Genomic DNA, 19,509 nt, shown 5'->3' with positions numbered 1-19,509 from the left:
CTTGCGTTCCCTCGCTCTCGCCGTGCGGTTGCGCTATGCAGCAGAGCATGGTCAATTTATCAGCATAAATTCGTACCATGTCAATTTATGATGATAAATCTTCTTTGCCTGCGAGGATGCCGGAATGACCTTTTCCATAATTGCGCGTGATCCGGTCAGCGGCGCCTTCGGCGTGGCGACGGCGACGGCCGGTCCGATGGTGGGTGCGTTGGTCCCGCATGTGCGCGGAGGAATCGGCGCGGCCGCGACGCAGGCGATGACCAATCCGTACCTGGCGATCGATGCGCTGGCGCTGCTCGATGGCCAACCGGCCGATGCGGCGCTGGCGGCGGCGCTTGCAAATGACGCAGAAGCCGATCGGCGGCAGGTGGTGCTGGTGGATTCGGCAGGGCGTACGGCGGGTTGGACCGGGGCGGACTGCATCGGGTTTGCAGGGCATTTGCTGGAGACCAATGTCGCGGTGGCCGGCAATATGCTGACGGGTCGCGCCGTGATCGAGAACATGATGGCAGCGTTTCGCGCGGCCGAGGGAAATCTGGCGCGGGCACTGCTCGACGCGCTCTTGGCAGGTGCAGCAGCGGGGGGCGACAGCCGCGGCGTCGGCTCGTCCGCACTATTGGTGCAGGGGAGCCAAGCCTATCCCGATCTCGACCTCAGGATCGATGCAGCCGATGACCCATTGGCGGCACTGGATCATCTGCTGGGGCTGGCGACCTCGGGTTCCTATGCTGAGTTCGTCGACGAAGTGCCGAGGCGATGAAACAGCACTTTCTCTACTTCGCCTATGGCTCCAACATGGACCTCGCGCAAATGCAGGCACGCTGCCCTGGAGCCGAAGTCGTCGGCATCGGGGTTTTGGCGGACCATGTGCTTTGCTTTCCGCGGCATTCTGTGACTCGCGACTGCGGCGTTGCCTCCATCACGCCGCGACCGGGCGCTGAGACATTGGGCGTGGTCTATAGGCTGTCGGCGGAGAATATCGAGCGCCTCGACGCCTACGAAGATTTTGTTGTCGAGCGGGCGACAGAACTCAATAGCTATAATCGGGTCGAGATCGAGGTGCTGGTCGATGGCAGACCGTATTTAGCGCAGACTTATATCGCTGTAGCGCAGGATGGCGCACACCGCCCCAACGCAGCCTATCTCCGGCACCTACGCGACGGCGCATCCATGCACCGGTTTCCGGAAGAGTACCTGACACAACTTCAAGATTGGAACTAAAGCCCAACGCCTCGCTGCGGTGATGCAAAGCTTCGGGACGTAGGCCGTCAACTTTCGGTTGAGTCGGCATGTGTGAAACAATCACACAAAGCACAGACCGCTTAGCTTTTCGATAAATGCAGGAAGTTTTGGCTGGGGAACCTGGATTCGAACCAAGATCGACGGAGTCAGAGTCCGCTGTTCTACCGTTGAACTATTCCCCAGCAGGGCCTGCTGGCCGGCCGCTTCGGTGGTGAAGCCTGAGCTTCTTGGCGGCGCGGGTTTCCATTAGACAAAGCAGAAGCGGATTGCAAGCGGTTAGGGCGCAGGTTTGCCCAATGAATGTGTGCATTGCGCTCCGCGTCCCGTTCAAGTACCGTCTTTTTCAACAATGCAACACAAAAGCTGCGCTGTGGGCGCGGCCGGCAATGCTGGCCAGCGACCGCGCAGCGTCAGGAGAACCAAGTGACCGATTCGAATCGGTCCGCTGCCCTGTCGGTCGCCCGGACCGGCACGGCGCTCCGCACGCCTTCCGGCCCCGATCGGAAGGAAAGGGGCTCGGCTGCGCCACATCAGGCGGAGCCGCGGACGTCGCATGGGCCAAGGCGCGCACGAGGGCCGCTTTATGCAGCGCTCGATCTTGGGACCAATAACTGCCGCCTGCTGATTGCCCGCCCGCATGACCACGGTTTCCGCGTGCTCGACGGCTTCACCCGCATCGTGCGCCTGGGTGAGGGGGTTTCAGTTACCGGTCGTCTTGGCGATGCTGCCATGGAACGCACCATGGAAGCGCTGAAGCAGTGCCGCAACAAGCTGCGCGATCACCAGCCGACGCGCATGCGTCTGATTGCGACCGAAGCCTGCCGCGCTGCTGAAAACGGCCCGGAATTTCTTGGCCGCGTGAAGGACGAGCTCGGCATCGAGCTTGAAATCGTCGATCGTCGCACCGAGGCCGAACTCGCCGTCACAGGCTGTGCCGACCTTATCGACGATAGCGCCCAGGGCGCGCTGATGTTCGATATCGGCGGCGGCTCGTCTGAGCTGGCCTGGCTCGATTTTCGCGGTGGCCGTCCCCGCTCGCAGGGCCGCATGTCGGCCTCGATCCGCTCCTGGCAGTCGCTGCCGGTGGGTGTCGTTTCCATCGCCGAACGCTTTGGCGGCGTCGATGTGACGCCCGAGGTGTTCGAGGCGATGGTTGCTTTCGTTGCTGAGCATCTCAAGCAGTTCCGCGGCCGCGAAAAGCTTCGCCAGATGATCGCGACCCATCCGGTGCATTTGATCGGCACCTCGGGCACGGTTACGACGCTTGCCGGTCTTCACCTCGGGCTTGAGCGCTATGAGCGCCAAAAGGTCGATGGTCTCTGGCTCAAGAGCGGCGAGGTCGACGAGATCATGCGTGTGCTGCTCAATATGCCGTTTGATCGTCGCGTCACCCATCCCTGCATTGGCCGGGATCGCGCCGATCTGGTTTTGCCGGGCTGCGCCATTTTCGAAGCCATTCGGCGCGAATGGCCGACCGAGCGCGTGCGCGTGGCCGATCGTGGCCTGCGCGAAGGCATCCTGATTTCCCTGATGGATGCAGATAAGGTTCACAAGCGGCCGAGCCGCCCCAAGCGGAGGAACGGACATGGTGGATAAAGCCCTCGGCACAGGCGGACGCAAATCCGACCGTGACCTCAAAATCCGGCTCAAGACGGCCAAGGGACGCACGACCTCGTCCACGAAATGGCTGCAGCGCCAGCTCAATGACCCCTATGTCGCCCGTGCCCGTTCCGAAGGTTTACGCTCGCGCGCGGCCTTCAAGATCAAGGAAATTGACGAAAAGCAGAAGCTCTTCAAGAAGGGGATGCGCGTCGTCGATCTTGGCGCGGCGCCCGGCGGCTGGTCGCAGGTTGCGGCCAAGGCCGTGGGTTCGACGGCCGAAAATCCCTTGGTCATTGGCATCGATTATCTCGAAATGGACCCGATCCCTGGCGTCGTCCTTCTCCAGAAGGATTTCACCGAGGACGACGCGCCCGAAATGCTGTTTGCTGCTCTCGGCGGTCACAAGGCGGACGCGGTCATCAGTGACATGGCCTGGCCGACGACGGGTCATCGCCCGACGGATCACCTGCGCATCGTCCATCTGATCGAGATCGCTGCCGATTTCGCTATTCAGGTGCTCAATCCCGGCGGTTCTTTCGTTGCCAAGGTCTTCCAGGGCGGCACCGAGCATGAATTGCTGCACATGCTCAAGCGCCACTTCAAGACCACCATGCACGTCAAGCCGCCATCGAGCCGCAGCGAGTCGGCTGAAGCCTATCTTGTCGCCAAGGGTTTTAAGGGCTCGGCGCCGGCCGAAGGCGAAATCACTCCAGTGGAGTGATTTCAGGCGACGAGGCCATGAGGGCTATGCCCGAATGGCGGGGTGAGACCGAAGGCGAATGAGGCGTCTTTGTCATCAGCCCCCATCCTGATGCGCTTTGCTGCACACCTCAGCACAAAGTCTTTAGAGTCACACTCGCGTCAATGTGGGCGTGGATTCTTGAGCAATTGATGCCCGGCATTCTTGGGCAGCGACAGGAACAGCACTGTCGCCAACAGCCCCACGGTCCCGACCACATAGAACGCAATGTGGAAGTCGATCAGCGCCAGTTCGCCGCCGCCGCGCATGCGGTGCACGAGTTCCAAGGTTCCCCCGCCCACAGCCACCCCCATGGCAAACATCAGCTGACCCCAGACCTGGCTGATCACATTGGCCTGGCCGGCGTCCTTGTCTTCGATATCGGCGAAGGTGAAGGCGTTGGAGCCGGTCCAGAAGGTTGATTGCCAAAAGCCGATAAAGGTCAGCAGCGCGAGGATCAGCGGGATGGGCGTTTCAGGCGTATAGAGCCCCATCGCATAAATGCCAGCCGCTGAAATCGCCGTGGACCAAACGAGCGGATATTTGAACCCCCAATGGGCAAACATCCAATTGGCGGCAAATTTGGCGACCAGCGCGCCGATCGCGCCGACAAAGGTCACCATGCCGCTTTCAAAGGGCGAGAAGCCAAACGTCAATTGCAACATCAGTGGAAAGAGAAACGGCGTCGCGCCCTGCCCGAGGCGGAAGAAAGTGCCGGCCACGATGGCGATGCGGAAGGTTCGCACCCGCAAGAGCCGGAGATCGAGCAGCGGAAATTCCGTCCGCAGCGCGTGACGCGTATAGAAGACCCCGAGCACCATGCCGGCAATGGCCGAGATGACGCCGTAAATCGGAGGCAGGGCAGGCAGGCTGACGACGGAGCAGCCGAAGGCGAAGAGCGCAAAGGCGAGACCTGCCAGCACGAAGCCCGGTCCATCGATATTGCGGGGCTTGTTGCGATGTTCGTTGGGCAGCGCGAAGCCGACCAACACGATGCCCAAAATTCCGATCGGCACATTGATGATGAAAATCCAGTGCCACGAGAAATAGGTCGTCAGAAATCCGCCAAAGGGCGGCCCGACGATCGGGCCGATCAGCGCCGGAATGGTCAGCCAGGCCATGGCGTCGACCAATTGATGCCGCGGCGTGGCGCGCACCAGAACCAGTCGCGCCACGGGTCCCATCATCGCCCCGCCCATCCCTTGGATGAAGCGAGCGCCAACGAACTGCGCCAGGGAGCCGGAAAAAGCGCAGCAGATCGAGCCGATCATGAAGACCAGCATGGCGATGCGAAACACGCGGCGTGCGCCAAAGCGGTCGGCCATCCAGCTCGAAATGGGGATGAAGATGGCGAGCGCGACGAGATAGGCCGTTAGCGCGAGTTTCAACGAAATCGGATCGGTGCCGATATCGGCGGCGATGGCGGCGAGCGAGGTCGCGATGACGGTCGAGTCCATGTTTTCCATGAACAGGGCCGTGGCGAGGATCAGGGGTGTACTACGGTTCACGAAAGATCAGGCGCCGGCTGAGCCGCCGCTACTCCTTGATATAGCGGCGGTGGCCCGAAACATCGGCGCCGGCGTTCTTGGGTAGGGTGAGATAGACGACGCTGGCCAGGGCGCTGAGGGCGCCGACTGTGAAGAAGGCGATCTGGAAATTGAGTACCGATAGATGCCCGCCGGTGAAGCGGCTCGACACTTCGAGAATTCCGCCGGCCACGGCGACGCCGAAAGCGACCGAAAGCTGCTGGCACACCGCGACGATCGCGGTCGCCTGACTGGCTTCCTCGTCCGAAACGTCGGCATAGCCGAGCGCATTGGACCCGGTGAAAAAGACCGATCGCAAGACACCGCCACCGACCAAGACGGCCATCATGATCGGCACGGGCGTCGTGGCCGTGAACATGCCCTGCGCAGCGATCAGCAGTCCGCCAAAGATCGCGGCAAGGCCCAGGACGCGCGGAAAGCCGAACCGGGCGTAAAGCCACTCGGTAAGAAATTTGCTCACGATCGCACCGATGGCGGACACGAAGGTAATGGCGCCCGACTGAAACGGGGTGAGCCCAAAACCAAGCTGCAGCATCAGCGGCAAAAGAAACGGAATGGCGCCAACCCCGACGCGGAAGAACGAGCCTCCCGTAATCGAGGATCGAAAATAGCGGTGGCGAAGAAGCTTTGGGTCGAGCAGCGGATAGGGCGCCCGCTTGGCGTGGAGAAAATAGAAGATCCCCGCCGTGACGCCCACCGCGATCGTGAGATAGCCGTAGATGATCGGCAGCGCGGGAAGGCTGATCACCGAGAGGCCAAACACGGTGCCCGAAAACGCCACTGAGGCAATGAAGAAACCGATGAGATCGACCGGCCGCGGCGTTCGCTCATCCGGCACCTGGAGAAAAATTCCAGCAAGGATGATCCCAGCGATCCCGATCGGAATATTGATCCAGAAAATCCAGTGCCAAGAGAGATAGGTCGTCAGAAATCCGCCGATCAGCGGCCCAGTCACCGGCGCGATCAGCGCAGGCACGGTCAGCCAGGCCATGGCGGAAACCAGTTCGTTCCGCGGCGTCGATCGCACCAGCAGCAATCGCCCGACCGGCGTCATCATGGACGAGCCGATCCCCTGGAAGAACCGCGAGATCACGAAACTCTCGAGCGAAAACGCAAAAGAGCAGGCGAGCGAGCCGAGCATGAAGATGAAGATCGCGAGCCGGAAAATGTTCTTGGCGCCGAACCGGTCCGCCATCCATCCGCTCAAAGGAATAAAGATCGCCAACGCCACGAAATACGCCGTCAGCGCCAGTTTCAGCGCAATTGGATCGCTGCCGATATCGGCAGCGATAGCGGGCAGGGACGTGGCGATGACGGTCGAGTCCATCTGTTCCATGAACAGGGCGACCGCCAGAATGAGCGGTGTAACGCGGATCAAGGGACCAATCCCTATGAATCGGAAAATGCCGCGAATGCGACCTGGAGACTATGAGCCGATGAAACGGACGGCGCCAGTTAATAGTGGCAGTCCAAGGCAGGATTTTCGTGTCGCCAGAGAGGCTTTTGGGAAAGCGTCGGCGCTTTCAATGCCCCAAACCTTTTCCTGATAGCACTTGGGACCCTGTTGAGCTAGGTGCCCAAACGCATTCCTCCCGTCTCGCGCGGCCCTATGCAAGCCGGGGCCTCGATGCTATTGACCCTCGCCAACCTGAACCCGCAGCTTTGCTCCGCCGGTTCATATTCCATCATCTCTGAATGAGTTCAGAAGGCAGGAAGGGTCTGGCCTTGGCGAAGATTATTACCACCATCACCGGCGATTATGCGCTGACATTCGACGACGTGCTGCTCCAGCCCGCGCGCTCCGATATCCTGCCGACCGAAACCGATATTGCGACCTATGTCACCAAGGACATAGCGCTCAACCTACCGATCATTTCCTCGGCCATGGATACGGTCACAGAAGCCAATATGGCCATCGCCATGGCGCAGGCCGGCGGGCTCGGCGTCATCCATAAGAACCTGACGGCGACCGAACAGGCCGAGCAGGTCCGCATGGTCAAGAGCTTTGAAAGCGGCATGGTGGTCAATCCCATCACCATCGGCCCCAATGCGACCCTCGCCGATGCGCTGGCCCTCATGCAGAAAAGCCGCATTTCCGGCATTCCCGTTGTCGAAAATGGCGGCTCCGGCGGCCGTGCCATCGGCAAGCTCGTCGGTATCCTCACCAACCGCGACGTGCGCTTCGCCTCGAGCCCGGCCCAGCCGATCTCCGAACTGATGACGCACCAGAACCTCATCACGGTTCGCGAGGGTGTTTCAAAGGAAGAAGCCAAGGTTCTCCTCCATCGTCACCGCATCGAAAAGCTCTTGGTCGTCGACGAAGACTATCGCTGCATTGGCCTCATCACCGTCAAGGACATCGAAAAGGCCCAGCTTCACCCGAACGCCGTCAAAGACGCACAGGGGCGCCTGCGCGTCGCTGCTGCCTCAACCGTGGGTGACAATGGCTTTGAGCGCTCCCTCGCGCTGATCGATGCCGGCGTTGATCTCCTCGTCATCGACACCGCGCACGGCCACTCGGTGCGCGTCGCCGAAGCCGTCGAACGTGTCAAGCGCGAGAGCAATTCGACCCGCATCGTCGCTGGCAATGTCGCCACTTCCGAAGCCACCAAGGCGCTGATCGATGCCGGCGCAGACGCGGTCAAGGTCGGTATCGGCCCGGGCTCGATCTGCACCACCCGCGTCGTCGCCGGCGTCGGCGTGCCTCAGCTCGCCGCCGTCATGGGCTGCGCCGAGGAGGGCCACAAGCAGGGCATTCCGGTCATCGCCGATGGCGGCATCAAGTTCTCGGGCGATATGGCGAAGGCCCTTGCCGGTGGCGCCTCCTGCGTCATGGTCGGCTCGCTGCTCGCCGGCACCGATGAAGCGCCGGGCGAAGTGTTCCTTTACCAGGGCCGCTCCTACAAATCCTATCGCGGCATGGGCTCGGTCGGCGCCATGGGTGCAGGTTCTGCCGATCGCTATTTCCAGCAGGATGTGCGCGATCAAATGAAGCTCGTGCCCGAGGGCATCGAAGGCCAGGTACCCTATAAGGGCCCAGTCGGCGCCGTGCTCCATCAGCTCGCCGGTGGCCTCCGCGCCTCGATGGGCTATACCGGCGCGCACACGCTCAAGGACTTCCGCGAGAACGCCACCTTCGTCAAAATCTCCGGTGCCGCGCTCAGCGAAAGTCACGTCCACGACGTGACCATCACCCGCGAAGCCCCGAACTATCGTAGCGGTCGCTGACCGTTTCGGCCCGCTGGTCAGTCGGTCAGCGGGTCATGCCCCCAATTCATCAGCGAATAGCGCCAAGGGGTTTCCTTGATGTCGCCCTTGGGCTTCTGCGCCAGATGCCGATGCACATAGCCGACCACCTTCTTCATATGCGCATAGTCCGCGTCGGTCAGGTCGGCCTTTTTCTTGTGCTTGATCTCGACAATCCGCCGTCCTGAATGGTGCCCTACGGACTCCTTGTCGCCGTCCTTCGGCCAACCGACTTCCTTGCTCTCCTCAGTCTCAAGCCACTTGTCGATTTTGGCCGGCGTCATGTTCACCGCCTCGGAAAACTGCTTGTAGATATCCTCGTGATCGTCCTGGGCCATGGCCTTGCTCCTCGTTTGCCAAGGCAACGGCGGTCACCCCCATCTGCGTTCCCCGCCAAACCATTTTGCGTTCCGCCCCGTTACTGCCTCAGCGCAATCGACCGGACCCTGCCATGCCCCTTACCGAAAAACTCCTCGTCCTCGCCATGGCCGCCCAGGTTCTCCTTGCGGTCGCCATCCTCGTCATGATGGGTCGCGAGCGCGTGCCACGCGTGATAAGCGGCGAAATCCCGATGGCCGACATTGCCGTCGAGCGTTCGGCCTATCCGCTGCGCGCCAGGCTGCTGTCGAACAATTTCGACAATCAGTTCCAGCTCCCCATTCTCTTCTTCGTCGCCGCGCTTCTCGCGCTACAGATCGGCTTCGTTGGCTGGGTTGAAGTGCTCTTTGCCTGGGCTTTCGTCGTCCTGCGCTATGTTCATGCCGCCATCCACATCACCAGCAATCATGTGCTCCATCGCTTCATGGTCTATTCGGCCGGTCTTGCGGTGCTGGTGCTCTTCTGGCTATGGCTCGTGGGTAAAATTCTTCTCGTCCCGAGTATCTGACCTATGCGCCTTCCCGGCCGTATCGCCGCCGCCATCGACGTCCTTTCCGATGTCGAAGCCCGCAAGCGCCCCGTCTCGGAGGCGCTGAAGGCCTGGGGCCTCAACAATCGCTTTGCCGGCGCCGGCGATCGTGCGGCCATCGGCAATCTCGTCTATGACGCTTTGCGGCGCCGCGCCTCGTATGCTTTCGCGATGGGCAGCCACGAGCCGCGCGCTCTGGTGCTTGCCGCCGTCCTCCGCCATTGGGGCGAAACGCCCGATACCCTCGCCGCCATGTTCGCCGATGACAGCCACGCCCCCGCGGCGCTGACCCCGCTCGAACAGGCCGGCGCACATGCCGAGGTCGAAGCCGCGCCTGATATCGTTCAGGCCGATTTCCCCGAATGGCTTGCCTCCTCTCTCAAGCGCGCTTTCGGCACCGACCTTGCCGCCGAGGGCCAAGCGATGGCCGGCCGTCCGTCGCTCGACCTTCGCGTCAATGCCCTCAAGGCGACGCCGGAAAAGGTCGCCAAGTCGCTCGCTCGTTTTTCGCCCCAGCAAACCCAATACGCCCTTCTTGGCCTCACCATGCCGGCTGGCCCCGGCGATGCGCGCACACCCAATGTCACGACCGACGAGGGCTACCAAAAAGGCTGGTTCGAAGTGCAGGATCAGGGCAGCCAGATGGTTTCGGCCCTTGCCGGCGCCCAGCCCGGCGATCAGGTGCTCGATCTCTGTGCCGGGGCCGGGGGCAAGACCCTCGGACTCGCTTCGGCCATGGGCAATAAGGGCCAGATCTTTGCCTATGACAGCGATCGCAATCGCCTCGCGCCCATTTATGATCGGCTCAAGCGCAACGGTGTCCGCAATGCTCAGGTCCGTGCTCCAGAGCAAGGCGCTCTCGATGACCTCGCCGGCAAGATGGACCGCGTCGTTGTCGATGCTCCGTGTACCGGCACGGGCACCTGGCGTCGCCGCCCGGACACGAAATGGAAGCTGACGCCCGCACTTCTCGCCCAGCGCCAGGCTGACCAAGCCGCGATCCTTGAAGAGGCTACGCGCTACCTCAAGCCCGGCGGCACGCTCGTCTACATCACCTGCTCGATCCTCCCCGAAGAGAACGACGATCAGGTCGCAGCGCTTCTCTCCGCGCATCCAGAACTCAAATCGGTCGACATTGCTGCCGCATGGCGCAGCGTCTTCATCACCGATATCCCGTCTGGTCTTGCGACCCCCGCTGGCGGCGTCCTTCTCACTCCGCACCGAACCGGGACGGATGGCTTTTATTGCCACCTGCTACGCAAGGCGTGAAGTGAACCACGGCGAACTTCCCTACGTTCTAGGATCAGTTATCCACGAACAAGGGGCAGGCTCATGTCAGCCACCACCACCCACCACCAGACGCCGCGGTCATGGCTTGTCCTCGGCGCCTTTATTCTCGTCGTTGTCGGCGTCGGCGCGCTGATCGGCACCCAGTCCATTCCCGGCACCTGGTACGAATCCCTCACCAAACCGCCCTTCAATCCACCCAATTGGATCTTTGGGCCGGTGTGGTTCACCCTCTATGTGCTGATCGCCATTTCCGGTTGGCGCATGTTCATGGACAACCCGACCGGCACGCCGATGAAGCTTTGGTACGCCCAGATGGTGCTCAACTGGGCTTGGTCGCCGGTCTGGTTCATCGGCCAGATGATCTGGCCGGCCTTCGCCATCATCGTGCTGCTTTGGCTCACGATCGTTGGCTTCATCCTGATCATCTGGAAGCGCGATCGTCTCGCGGCCTCGCTGTTCCTGCCCTATCTGGCTTGGGTGAGCTTCGCGAGCCTTCTCAATCTCTCGATCGGCATTCTCAACTAGCCGTCTTGATCCCGGCCGGCGCCTCATCGCGCCTGCCGGGTTGCTCCAGCTTCCGCGCCCAACGCACCGCTGGCTGCTCCAGCAGATAAAAGCTCAGCGTTGCCACGACAAAGGTCACGGCAATCACGATCCCGCTCGTCTGCAGCCATGTAGCCCAGCCGGTGTCCCCCGACGTGTCGAACGCGCCCGGCACCAGCTTTTCGATCAGCCACATGATCAGGAAATGCCAGACATAGATGCCGAAGGAAATCTTGGCGATGAAGCGCAGAGGTGCAATGTCGAGCCACCGCCCGAGATAGACCGAAGAGGGCAGGGCGATCAGGGCTACACCCACCGCGATCGGCATGATCGGAAAGGCATAGGGGATACCAAGCCAGCCGAACCCTTCCGATAGTCCACCGATATTGACCGCGAGAATGACCGCCGTCGCCAATACGGCGAGGCCACCAATCACATCCATGGCGATGCCCTTATGGCGCTGCACCAGCACCTGCACGCCCGCAGCGAGGCCACCAAACGCGAAAATAGCAAAAAAACCGATCGGATTAAATCGCGGCATCCAGGCCTTGGCGCCACCGACAAGGCCGTGATTCCAGCCGCGTTCCACCTCGTCGATCGGCGCCCATTGCACCGCCATCCAATGAACGAGCAGTACGACGGCGATGACGCCAATCCAAAGCAGCCGCGCCGGCCAATCCCGCGCCTTTGCAGCAAACAAAGCCGCCATTCCAAGCGGCAGCAACAGATAGGCCGTCACTTCGAATCCGATTGACCAAAGCGGCCCATTATTGTCGACTGGAAAGAGCGTCACCCAATGCCAATCGCTGACCAGCAAGAGACCAGCGACAAACCGAATGATCCGTTCGCCATCCAAAACCTTGCCGCCCAGCATCAGGTCGAGGCAAAGGCTGACAATGAGCGCTAGCCAGAACCCAGGCACGATCCGCGCCAGCCGCCGCAGCGCATAGGTGCGCATTGACGGCATCGGTTTGCCTGCATCGAGCGCCAGCCAAAATGGCCGCGCCAGCAGAAAGCCGCTAAGGACAAAGAACACCGACACACCAAAGCTGCCATAGACCAGAAACCGCAGCACCGGCTGGATCGCGTCGGGCACGGAGTTCATGTCCATGCGGAACGCGAGGTGATGCAGCAGCACGCCCATGCATGCCGTTGCCCGCAAAAAGTCGGCGCCCAGCAGGCGGTTGTCTTGGTTCATGTGTGTTTACCCACGCGATTCCTCGTCCCAACGCACCAAATGGCAGATCGTGCCTTTGTGATGCAACATTCCGGCCTTGCAGTGGCAGCGCTTGCGAAAACCGCGCACTGCGGCTAAAGCCTCGCCATGCAGCTCCCAGATCCCGCTTCCGCTCAAGATTCCATCCTGATCGTCGACTTCGGCTCTCAGGTGACCCAGCTCATCGCACGCCGTATTCGCGAAACTGGCGTCTATTGCGAAATCCATCCATTTCAGGCCGCAGCCGCAGCCGTCGCAGCGCTGAAACCCAAGGGTATCGTGCTCTCAGGCGGCCCCGCTTCGACGCTGGATGAAAACGCTCCGACCATCGATCCGGCGATTTTCGATGCGAATGTGCCGATCTTCGGCATCTGCTATGGCCAGCAGGCGCTCTGCATGGCTCTGGGCGGCAAGGTTGAAGCCGGTCACCATCGCGAATTCGGCCGCGCTCAGGTCACCATCGAAAAGCCGAGCGAACTCTATGCCGGCGTCTGGGATCTCGGCACAGACCACCAGGTCTGGATGAGCCACGGCGATCGCGTCACGCAGATTCCCGAAGGCTTTGAGGTCGTCGGCACCTCGCCCAACGCGCCCTTCGCCATGATCGCCAACGAAGCGCGCCGCATCTGGGCCGTGCAGTTCCACCCTGAAGTGGTTCATACCCCCGATGGCGGCAAGCTTTACGCCAATTTCGTCCACAAGATCTGCGGCATCCAGTCGACCTGGACCATGTCCGCCTATCGCCAGAAAATGGTCGAAAAGATCCGCGCCCAGGTCGGCACCGGCAAGGTCATCTGCGGCCTCTCCGGCGGCGTTGATTCCTCCGTTGCAGCCGTGTTGATCCATGAAGCCATCGGCGATCAGCTCACCTGCATCTATGTCGATCACGGCCTGATGCGGTTGAACGAGACGGAACAGGTCCTCACAATGTTCCGCGACCAGTACAATATCCCGCTGGTCCACGTGGATGCCTCAAAGGTCTTCCTCGAAGAACTCGACGGCCAGTCCGACCCGGAAACCAAGCGCAAGATCATCGGCCGCCTCTTCATCGAGGTATTCGAAGCCGAAGCCAAGAAGCTCGGCGGCGCGCAATTCCTCGCCCAGGGCACGCTTTATCCCGACGTTATCGAGAGCGTCTCTTTCACCGGCGGTCCCTCGGTCACCATCAAGAGCCACCACAACGTCGGCGGTCTCCCCGAGCGCATGAACATGCAGCTCGTCGAGCCCCTGCGCGAGCTGTTCAAGGACGAAGTCCGCGTTCTCGGCCGCGAACTCGGCATTCCGGATAACTTCATCGGCCGCCATCCATTCCCCGGTCCGGGCCTTGCCATCCGTTGCCCCGGCGGTATCACGCCCGAAAAGCTTGATATCCTCCGCCAGGCCGACGCCATCTATCTCGACGAAATTCGCAAGTCCGGCCAATACGACAAGATCTGGCAGGCCTTTGCCGTGCTGCTTCCGGTCCAGACCGTCGGGGTCATGGGCGATGGCCGCACCTACGAATTCGTCTGCGCCCTCCGCGCGGTGACCTCGGTCGATGGCATGACCGCAGATTTCTACCAGTTCGACATGAACTTCCTCGGAAAGACTGCCACCCGCATCATCAACGAAGTCCGCGGCATCAACCGTGTCGTATATGACGTCACGAGCAAGCCGCCCGGCACGATCGAGTGGGAATGACGTCGGCTAAACGCCGTTCACATTCAATAAAAGGGGCCGCTATCGGCCCCTTTTTTCTATTGCTGGTCGATGCCGGTCATCTTCCCGCATCATCGCGTCGCTCCACCAACTCATCACGAAGAAGCCAAGGTCGAGCACTGGCACGTGGCGCGCCAGTTCGAGCGTGCGCATTTGCGATCGCGGTTTCACCTTCAGCGTTCCGCGCGGCAGCTTGATATAAAACCAGGCCATGTCATCCCCCCGGATTGTGCCTTGTTATGGAACTGACGGCGCCACGCGAACGTGACACCGTCTTTTCGTTGCGTGCAAAAGCTCAGGTCAGGGCATCTGGCGACCGTTGACCCTCGGCGATCAGGCTTGCCCAATAGGCGTGCAGCTTGTTTCGCAGAGTACGCAGCGAAATGCCCAGCATGCGCGCCGTCATGGTGCGATTGCCCTGGCAGTGCCGAAGCGTCGAGAGGATCAAGACGCGCTCGACATCTTCAATCGAGCGCCCCACGCTCTTTTCGACATGGGCGAGCCCGCCCTGCGGCGTCCCTTCCATCCGTGTCAGATGCGCGACGAGAAAATCCATCAGCCGGTCGATATCCGAGGTCGTGATCGTGTCGCTCGATCCCGTGCCGTCTTCATTGCGGAAGACGAACGCACCTGTCTGCGCATCGACCGAAATTACTGCCTGATCGCCAAGCCTTATGACCGGCGTCTCACCATCCTGATATTGGATCGGCACCCCATTCTGGGTATAGGCTGGATCGGAAAAGACCATCCACAGCTCGGCATAGAGGCCGCGAAGCCGCTCTTTCTGTAGGGAAATCTGCGACTTCGGCGGCTGCACCCGCCGCCCGAACGCAGGTTGGTCGATATCCGTTTCCTTTTTTGGCGGCATGCCCTGTCTTCCGAAGAAGCGCGGCCGCTTGCCATATGACCCGAAAAGTTCGCTATCTTGCCGAACCCGCCTCTCCGCGGCGGTCCGTTGTTCGGCGGTCTCGGTGCCCTGTCCCTGGCCCAATGCAACCTCCAATGACGCTGTCCACCACCGTGCATTCCCATAAGCACGGTGGTGTTGGCTGTCATAATCAGGCGATCGATGCGGTAAGTCTTCTCATTGCGTGCAGGCGGCGGGCAATGTCCCGACCATTATTGGGTACACCCAGTTAGGGTCAGCCAATGTGCTCGCTATGACGCAGGTCACTGGGCGACATGCCGTAAGCTTTGCTGAACACCCGATAAAAGGTCGCGACACTTTCAAAGCCGCAGCCGAAGGCGATGTCGATCACCGGCGCCGTTGGCCTCTCAAGAAGCCACTGCCGCGCCGCGCGAATGCGCATGACGGAAAGCGTTTTGGCAAAGCTCGTTTCCGCCTCTTCGAAGACCGTGAACAATTGCCGCCGTGAAATGCCGATGCTTCCTGCGACCTTATCTGGCGTCAGGCCAGGCTCGCTCTTGTTGGCATCCATCATGTCGAGCGCCGCATGATAAAGGCCATGCCGCATCGCCCTGCGAATTTCCGGAATGCCGATGGGCAGCAAGCCCCTGACCGCCAGCGCAAGTCGACCGAGATCGGTCCCCGCGGCATCCTCCATGTTTGGCGCTAAGGCGCTCCCATGAACGGCCTTGAATAGGGCGTGCATGGGCCGAACGGCCGTGGACGAGGTGTCCACTCGCGCCGATTGCATGTCGTCGATGGCGGCGCCCATGGCCAATCCCGCCGTCAGCGGAATGCGGGTCATCCTGTAGTGAAAAGCCTTGTCGCCAGTCGGCGTTGCGACAAATGGCGCATCGCTGAACCCAATGATCATGTCGCCCTTGTTGATCTTTTCGACGCCCCCGGCGGTCTCGAGATGCCCGGGTCCCTCGATCTGGTGACCGATACAGATGCTGTTCCCCGCAACACGGGCAATATCGCTTTCGGTGCGCTTGACCACATAGGCCGAGGCGCGAATGGATGTCACCGTGGCACTGCCTACGGTTCTGGAGCGAAAGCGACCCTGAAAGGCGCGCCTCCGCTCGATCGGCAATTCGAGCGTCACGCCCAGCACATGTTTGGCGCGCAATTCGCGCCAGTGCTCAAAGCGATCCTGGGGGGCAATACTATCCGTGGCAAACCCTATCATTTGAAACCTGCTTGCTGTCCACACATGCAGCCGGATGACTGGTGCGCGAATGCTGCCGGAGATTTCTGGATTGAGATAGTCAGCTAAGCTGACTTTGTTTGGGGGTAATACTGTACGGCAAGAACTAAATAGTATTATTACGTCGGCGCCGGAGCGGCCATAAATTCGAGCGCTCGCGGTGCTTTACCGTTTCTTTCATTGCAAAGTCGGAGGAGGGTGAATGCGTTGGCGCTGACTTCTTCTGACATAATTGGCCACCCGGAAGTTTTGCTGCTTATTCAGCGCCAGTCAGGTGCCCTGATTAGTGCTTTTCATCTTAATCCGCGCATTAGTTCAATCTTTGCAACGCAGCAAAGATGGCTGCTCGCGCATGCCGCAATGGCTCTGGCCTTCAGGCAGGGCGGCGCAACGTCACCTCGGCTGACGCTTTCCCGGTTTCTCGATGAAGTGGAGCGATATGGCATCGCCAGTCGCAACACTGCCGACGCCTTCATCAAGGAAATGATGCACTATCACTATGCGATGGCCATCGAAAATCCCGATGACCGGCGCGAAAAGCCGCTTATCGTTTCGCCTGCACCCCTAGACATGCTGCATCGCTGGCTTTCGACACACCTCACCACGCTGGATGCCATCGATAACGGTCTGCGGTTGGAAAGCCTCAAAACTGTTCCCATGGCCTTCGCCGCGATTGAGATCGAGGTGGCGTCCAGTTTCATGACCGCCATAGGCATGCGGGAGCCGGAGGGCGCCGTCTCGCTTTTCACCTGGTTCAACAATGGCGGGATCGTCATGGATTGGTTGATTACCTGCATCACGGGTCAATCCACGGACCAGCGGACCTATATCACGTCCATCACCTCGATTTCCGAGATCGCTGATTGGATTCACATCTCGCGCACCCATCTTACCCGCAAGTTGCGTGAAGCCGAGACTATGGGAAGCATGGGCTGGAGCGGCAAGCGGGGCGGGTCGCCCATGTGGGTTTCAGCCGGATTTGTCGACGAGGTCATCAGCTACCAGGCCGCCAAACTCGCCATCATCGACTCCGCCTGCGAGCGAGCCTTCAACCGCTAAAGACGTGCCCGTCCCGACGCATTAGCGTGGCGCTCAACGATAGCGCCCCGATCAATCCAGTCGACACCGACAAAGCCAGAAACATCTGCCCCGTCGATAGTCCGGTCATCGGATAGACGAAAATGGTGACGCCGCCGAGGCACATGGCAAAGCCGCTCAGTGTGTGGCTGATGCCCACAAATCGTGCCCGTTCTTCTGCTTGCGTCAGGCGCTGGATTGCCGCCGTCAGCGGCACAAGGAAAAATCCGGCTCCTGCAGATGTCAGCGTCAAATCGATCGACGCCCGCGCAATGCCCCATAAGTCCCAGCCATGCGGCAACAGTGCCAGGTCGAGCATCGGCAAAATAATCACCGCCAGCATCCCGGCGATCAGAACAGTCGGATTGAACCGACGGATCAATTGGCTTGCCGTCAGCGCCCCAACGGCGACACCGACGGTCGTAACGAGGAAGAGTAGCGAGGCCGTTTGATCCGGCCCGCCTGTCTCCGACACGTAAATCGGCAAGAGTGCTGTCAGCGCTGTTCCCTGAAACCAAAACCAGCACGACCCGATCAGCGGCCAAGTGAGATACGTCGATGCGCGCAATTTCCTGAAGCTGTCGACGAAGTCTCCTGCAAATGCCGCAGTGGCGAGCGACAGGGCAGAGGCCTTGGGTCCGACCTCATCAATTCTTTGACTGGCAAACCAACCTAGTGCGGCCAGCGCCGGTGCACAGAAAAGCAGCAGCCAAATTCCAGCACCATCGAGAGCCAGAAAACTACCGAGCGTCAGGCCTAAAATGACGGCCACTGTGCCCGTCGCGCTCATCCACCCATTCGCGTTAAGCAGCCGGTTTTCACCGGCCAATTCGGGCAATATGGCAAACTTGGCCGGACCCAGAAGGGCCGCCTGGATCCCGGCAAACAGTAAGACAACGAGAATCAGCAGGGTGTTCCCGGTCGCAAACCCAGTCGCCCCAGCAGAAACGATCAGCACATCCAAACCCATCATCGCCCGCACCAGAGCGGTCTTGGAGTATCGGTCGGCCAACCGTCCGGCCGGTAGCGACAGCAGTACATAGGGCAAAACGATCACAACCGTGCTGATGGCAATCAGCGCCTCATTGCCGAGGCCAAATGCGGTCAGCCCGCGAAAAGTCAGCAGCGCCAGCATCGCGGAGCGGAGTAGGCTGTGGTTGAAGGTGCTCAGTGCCGGCGCAAAGACCAATGCCGGCAAGCTGAAATCCGCCTTTTGGGCTTGTGCCAAAGCCATGAACGCCGTCCCCTTCGACCCGCCGCAACCCTATATCCTCCTAATTGCACATGAGAAGTGGCCTTCATCCGCGGATTTCCGCCTGTCAAACGCCCATCCAATTTGCATTCCGGGGGTAGCGTGCTAAACACGCGCGAAATTGCGTGAGACCCAGAGACCGCCATGGCCGAGGACAATATTTTCCGTGAAGTTGACGAGGAGCTCCGCTCCGATCGCATGCGCGCGCTTTGGCGTCGCATTGCGCCTTTCGTCATCGGCGCGGCCGTGGCCATTGTGGCCATCGTGGCGGTCAACGAAGGTTGGGCATGGTACAGCAACAGCAAGTCCGCCCAGTCGTCCCAGGAGCTTTACGCCGCGCTCGATAGCGCCAACAAGGATGACCTGCCTGCGGCCCAGGCCGAGCTCGATACGCTCGCTGCCAATGGCAGCGGTGGCTATCCGGTGCTTGCCGAATTCGCCAAAGCCTCGCTTCTCGCCAAGAGCGGCGATAGTGCTGGCGCGGTGGCCGCTTACGATACACTCGCAAATGATCAGTCCAATGTGCGCCTGCGCGAACTGGCATTGCTTCAGGCAGCCAGCATCCTCGTCGACACTGGCACACTCGCCGATGTTGAAACCCGCGTCGGCTCAATCGCAACTGACGACAATCCGATGCGCCGCGTTGCGCGCGAGCTGATCGGGCTCGCCCAGTTCAAGGCCGGCGACAACGAAGCGGCCAAGGCCAGCTTTGAAGCCGTGCTGAACGACCCGCTGGCCCAGGACGGCATCCGCAACCGCGTTGCCTACTATCTCGCAGCCATGACCTCCAATGGCGCGATTGCTCCAGAGGCGCCTGCCGATGTGAGCACCGCAGCCGATGCGGTCGATTCGATCATCCAGGGCGACGAAATCACGGCACCAGCCGCCGATGCTGCTCCAGCCGAAGCAACCTCGCCTTCGGAAACTACGACCCCTGCCGCACCCGCGGCAACGACCACACCCGCTGCCGAAACGCCGGCCGCCGAGCCCACGGCACCTGCTGCCGGCACGACAACGCCGCCTGCAACGCAGTAAT

At 60.8% G+C, this 19,509-nt stretch carries 19 protein-coding genes and 1 tRNA gene; 11 read left to right on the top strand and 9 right to left on the bottom strand.

Annotated features, from left to right (window positions below; genetic code table 11):
• The first annotated feature begins 124 nt into the window (after window positions 1-124).
• Together DevBK_RS08675 and DevBK_RS08670 are read left to right on the top strand one after the other, a co-directional pair.
• Entirely contained in the window at window positions 125-760 is a 636-nt protein-coding gene (locus tag DevBK_RS08675) for a DUF1028 domain-containing protein (protein ID WP_317185138.1), read from the top strand.
• On the top strand, window positions 757-1,221 hold the full coding sequence (locus tag DevBK_RS08670) for a gamma-glutamylcyclotransferase family protein (protein WP_317185137.1): 465 nt from the start codon (window positions 757-759) through the stop codon (window positions 1,219-1,221). The genes DevBK_RS08675 and DevBK_RS08670 overlap by 4 nt, the downstream gene beginning before the upstream one ends.
• Window positions 1,222-1,350: 129 nt before the next feature.
• Here DevBK_RS08670 and DevBK_RS08665 read toward each other — a convergent pair.
• A tRNA-Gln gene (locus DevBK_RS08665) sits at window positions 1,351-1,424 on the bottom strand.
• Between the two features lie 241 nt (window positions 1,425-1,665).
• On the opposite strand from DevBK_RS08665, the gene DevBK_RS08660 reads away from it, so the two are divergent.
• Window positions 1,666-2,838 (top strand): Ppx/GppA phosphatase family protein, encoded by a 1,173-nt coding sequence (locus tag DevBK_RS08660; RefSeq protein WP_317185136.1) that lies wholly within the window; start codon window positions 1,666-1,668, stop codon window positions 2,836-2,838.
• Window positions 2,828-3,565 (top strand): RlmE family RNA methyltransferase, encoded by a 738-nt coding sequence (locus DevBK_RS08655; protein ID WP_061907186.1) that lies wholly within the window; start codon window positions 2,828-2,830, stop codon window positions 3,563-3,565. The genes DevBK_RS08660 and DevBK_RS08655 overlap by 11 nt, the downstream gene beginning before the upstream one ends.
• Before the next feature lie 140 nt (window positions 3,566-3,705).
• Here DevBK_RS08655 and DevBK_RS08650 read toward each other — a convergent pair whose 3' ends face one another.
• Both DevBK_RS08650 and DevBK_RS08645 read right to left on the bottom strand, forming a co-directional pair.
• A complete protein-coding gene (locus DevBK_RS08650) occupies window positions 3,706-5,091 on the bottom strand; it encodes an MFS transporter (RefSeq protein ID WP_061907185.1) in 1,386 nt (461 codons plus the stop codon).
• Between the two features lie 28 nt (window positions 5,092-5,119).
• Window positions 5,120-6,508 (bottom strand): MFS transporter, encoded by a 1,389-nt coding sequence (locus DevBK_RS08645; RefSeq protein WP_082511515.1) that lies wholly within the window; start codon window positions 6,506-6,508, stop codon window positions 5,120-5,122.
• 347 nt (window positions 6,509-6,855) lie between these two features.
• Between DevBK_RS08645 and guaB the strand changes: the two genes are divergently transcribed.
• On the top strand, window positions 6,856-8,358 hold the full coding sequence (gene guaB, locus DevBK_RS08640; protein ID WP_317185135.1) for an IMP dehydrogenase: 1,503 nt from the start codon (window positions 6,856-6,858) through the stop codon (window positions 8,356-8,358).
• 17 nt (window positions 8,359-8,375) lie between these two features.
• On the opposite strand, the gene DevBK_RS08635 is transcribed toward guaB, so the two are convergent.
• Window positions 8,376-8,714, bottom strand: a complete 339-nt coding sequence (locus tag DevBK_RS08635) for a DUF3140 domain-containing protein (RefSeq protein WP_061907183.1) — start codon at window positions 8,712-8,714, stop codon at window positions 8,376-8,378.
• Window positions 8,715-8,827: 113 nt separating this feature from the next.
• On the opposite strand from DevBK_RS08635, the gene DevBK_RS08630 reads away from it, so the two are divergent.
• The 3 genes from DevBK_RS08630 to DevBK_RS08620 all read left to right on the top strand — a co-directional run bounded on the left by DevBK_RS08630 (window position 8,828) and on the right by DevBK_RS08620 (window position 11,098).
• Window positions 8,828-9,262, top strand: a complete 435-nt coding sequence (locus tag DevBK_RS08630) for an MAPEG family protein (RefSeq protein WP_317185134.1) — start codon at window positions 8,828-8,830, stop codon at window positions 9,260-9,262.
• 3 nt (window positions 9,263-9,265) lie between these two features.
• Window positions 9,266-10,552, top strand: coding sequence for an RsmB/NOP family class I SAM-dependent RNA methyltransferase (locus tag DevBK_RS08625; protein WP_317185133.1), 1,287 nt, complete (start codon window positions 9,266-9,268; stop codon window positions 10,550-10,552).
• A 63-nt stretch (window positions 10,553-10,615) separates the two neighbouring features.
• Window positions 10,616-11,098: a TspO/MBR family protein gene (locus DevBK_RS08620; RefSeq protein ID WP_317185132.1), complete on the top strand. Its 483-nt coding sequence runs from the start codon at window positions 10,616-10,618 to the stop codon at window positions 11,096-11,098.
• Here the strand turns inward: DevBK_RS08620 and DevBK_RS08615 are convergent.
• Entirely contained in the window at window positions 11,091-12,314 is a 1,224-nt protein-coding gene (locus DevBK_RS08615) for an acyltransferase (protein WP_317185131.1), read from the bottom strand. The two genes, DevBK_RS08620 and DevBK_RS08615, sit on opposite strands and share 8 nt — an antisense overlap.
• 126 nt (window positions 12,315-12,440) lie before the next feature.
• Here DevBK_RS08615 and guaA point away from each other — a divergent pair, with 126 nt between their 5' ends.
• On the top strand, window positions 12,441-14,012 hold the full coding sequence (gene guaA / locus DevBK_RS08610) for a glutamine-hydrolyzing GMP synthase (RefSeq protein WP_317185130.1): 1,572 nt from the start codon (window positions 12,441-12,443) through the stop codon (window positions 14,010-14,012).
• Between the two features lie 39 nt (window positions 14,013-14,051).
• Here guaA and DevBK_RS08605 read toward each other — a convergent pair whose 3' ends face one another.
• From DevBK_RS08605 to DevBK_RS08595, 3 genes are all read right to left on the bottom strand, one after another.
• Window positions 14,052-14,243 (bottom strand): hypothetical protein, encoded by a 192-nt coding sequence (locus tag DevBK_RS08605; RefSeq protein ID WP_061907177.1) that lies wholly within the window; start codon window positions 14,241-14,243, stop codon window positions 14,052-14,054.
• Between the two features lie 82 nt (window positions 14,244-14,325).
• Entirely contained in the window at window positions 14,326-14,898 is a 573-nt protein-coding gene (locus tag DevBK_RS08600; protein WP_317185129.1) for a helix-turn-helix domain-containing protein, read from the bottom strand.
• Window positions 14,899-15,172: 274 nt separating this feature from the next.
• On the bottom strand, window positions 15,173-16,126 hold the full coding sequence (locus DevBK_RS08595; RefSeq protein WP_317185128.1) for a helix-turn-helix transcriptional regulator: 954 nt from the start codon (window positions 16,124-16,126) through the stop codon (window positions 15,173-15,175).
• A gap of 378 nt (window positions 16,127-16,504) precedes the next feature.
• Here DevBK_RS08595 and DevBK_RS08590 point away from each other — a divergent pair, with 378 nt between their 5' ends.
• Window positions 16,505-17,203, top strand: coding sequence for a hypothetical protein (locus DevBK_RS08590; protein WP_317185127.1), 699 nt, complete (start codon window positions 16,505-16,507; stop codon window positions 17,201-17,203).
• Here DevBK_RS08590 and DevBK_RS08585 read toward each other — a convergent pair.
• Window positions 17,193-18,455, bottom strand: coding sequence for an MFS transporter (locus DevBK_RS08585; protein ID WP_317185126.1), 1,263 nt, complete (start codon window positions 18,453-18,455; stop codon window positions 17,193-17,195). The genes DevBK_RS08590 and DevBK_RS08585 overlap by 11 nt on opposite strands.
• Window positions 18,456-18,617: 162 nt before the next feature.
• On the opposite strand from DevBK_RS08585, the gene DevBK_RS08580 reads away from it, so the two are divergent.
• Window positions 18,618-19,508 (top strand): tetratricopeptide repeat protein, encoded by an 891-nt coding sequence (locus tag DevBK_RS08580; protein WP_317185125.1) that lies wholly within the window; start codon window positions 18,618-18,620, stop codon window positions 19,506-19,508.
• Window position 19,509: the final 1 nt, after the last annotated feature.

The organism is Devosia sp. BK, from assembly GCF_032907385.1.
GTDB lineage: Bacteria > Pseudomonadota > Alphaproteobacteria > Rhizobiales > Devosiaceae > Devosia.
This window is presented reverse-complemented; position numbering and strand designations above follow the sequence as displayed.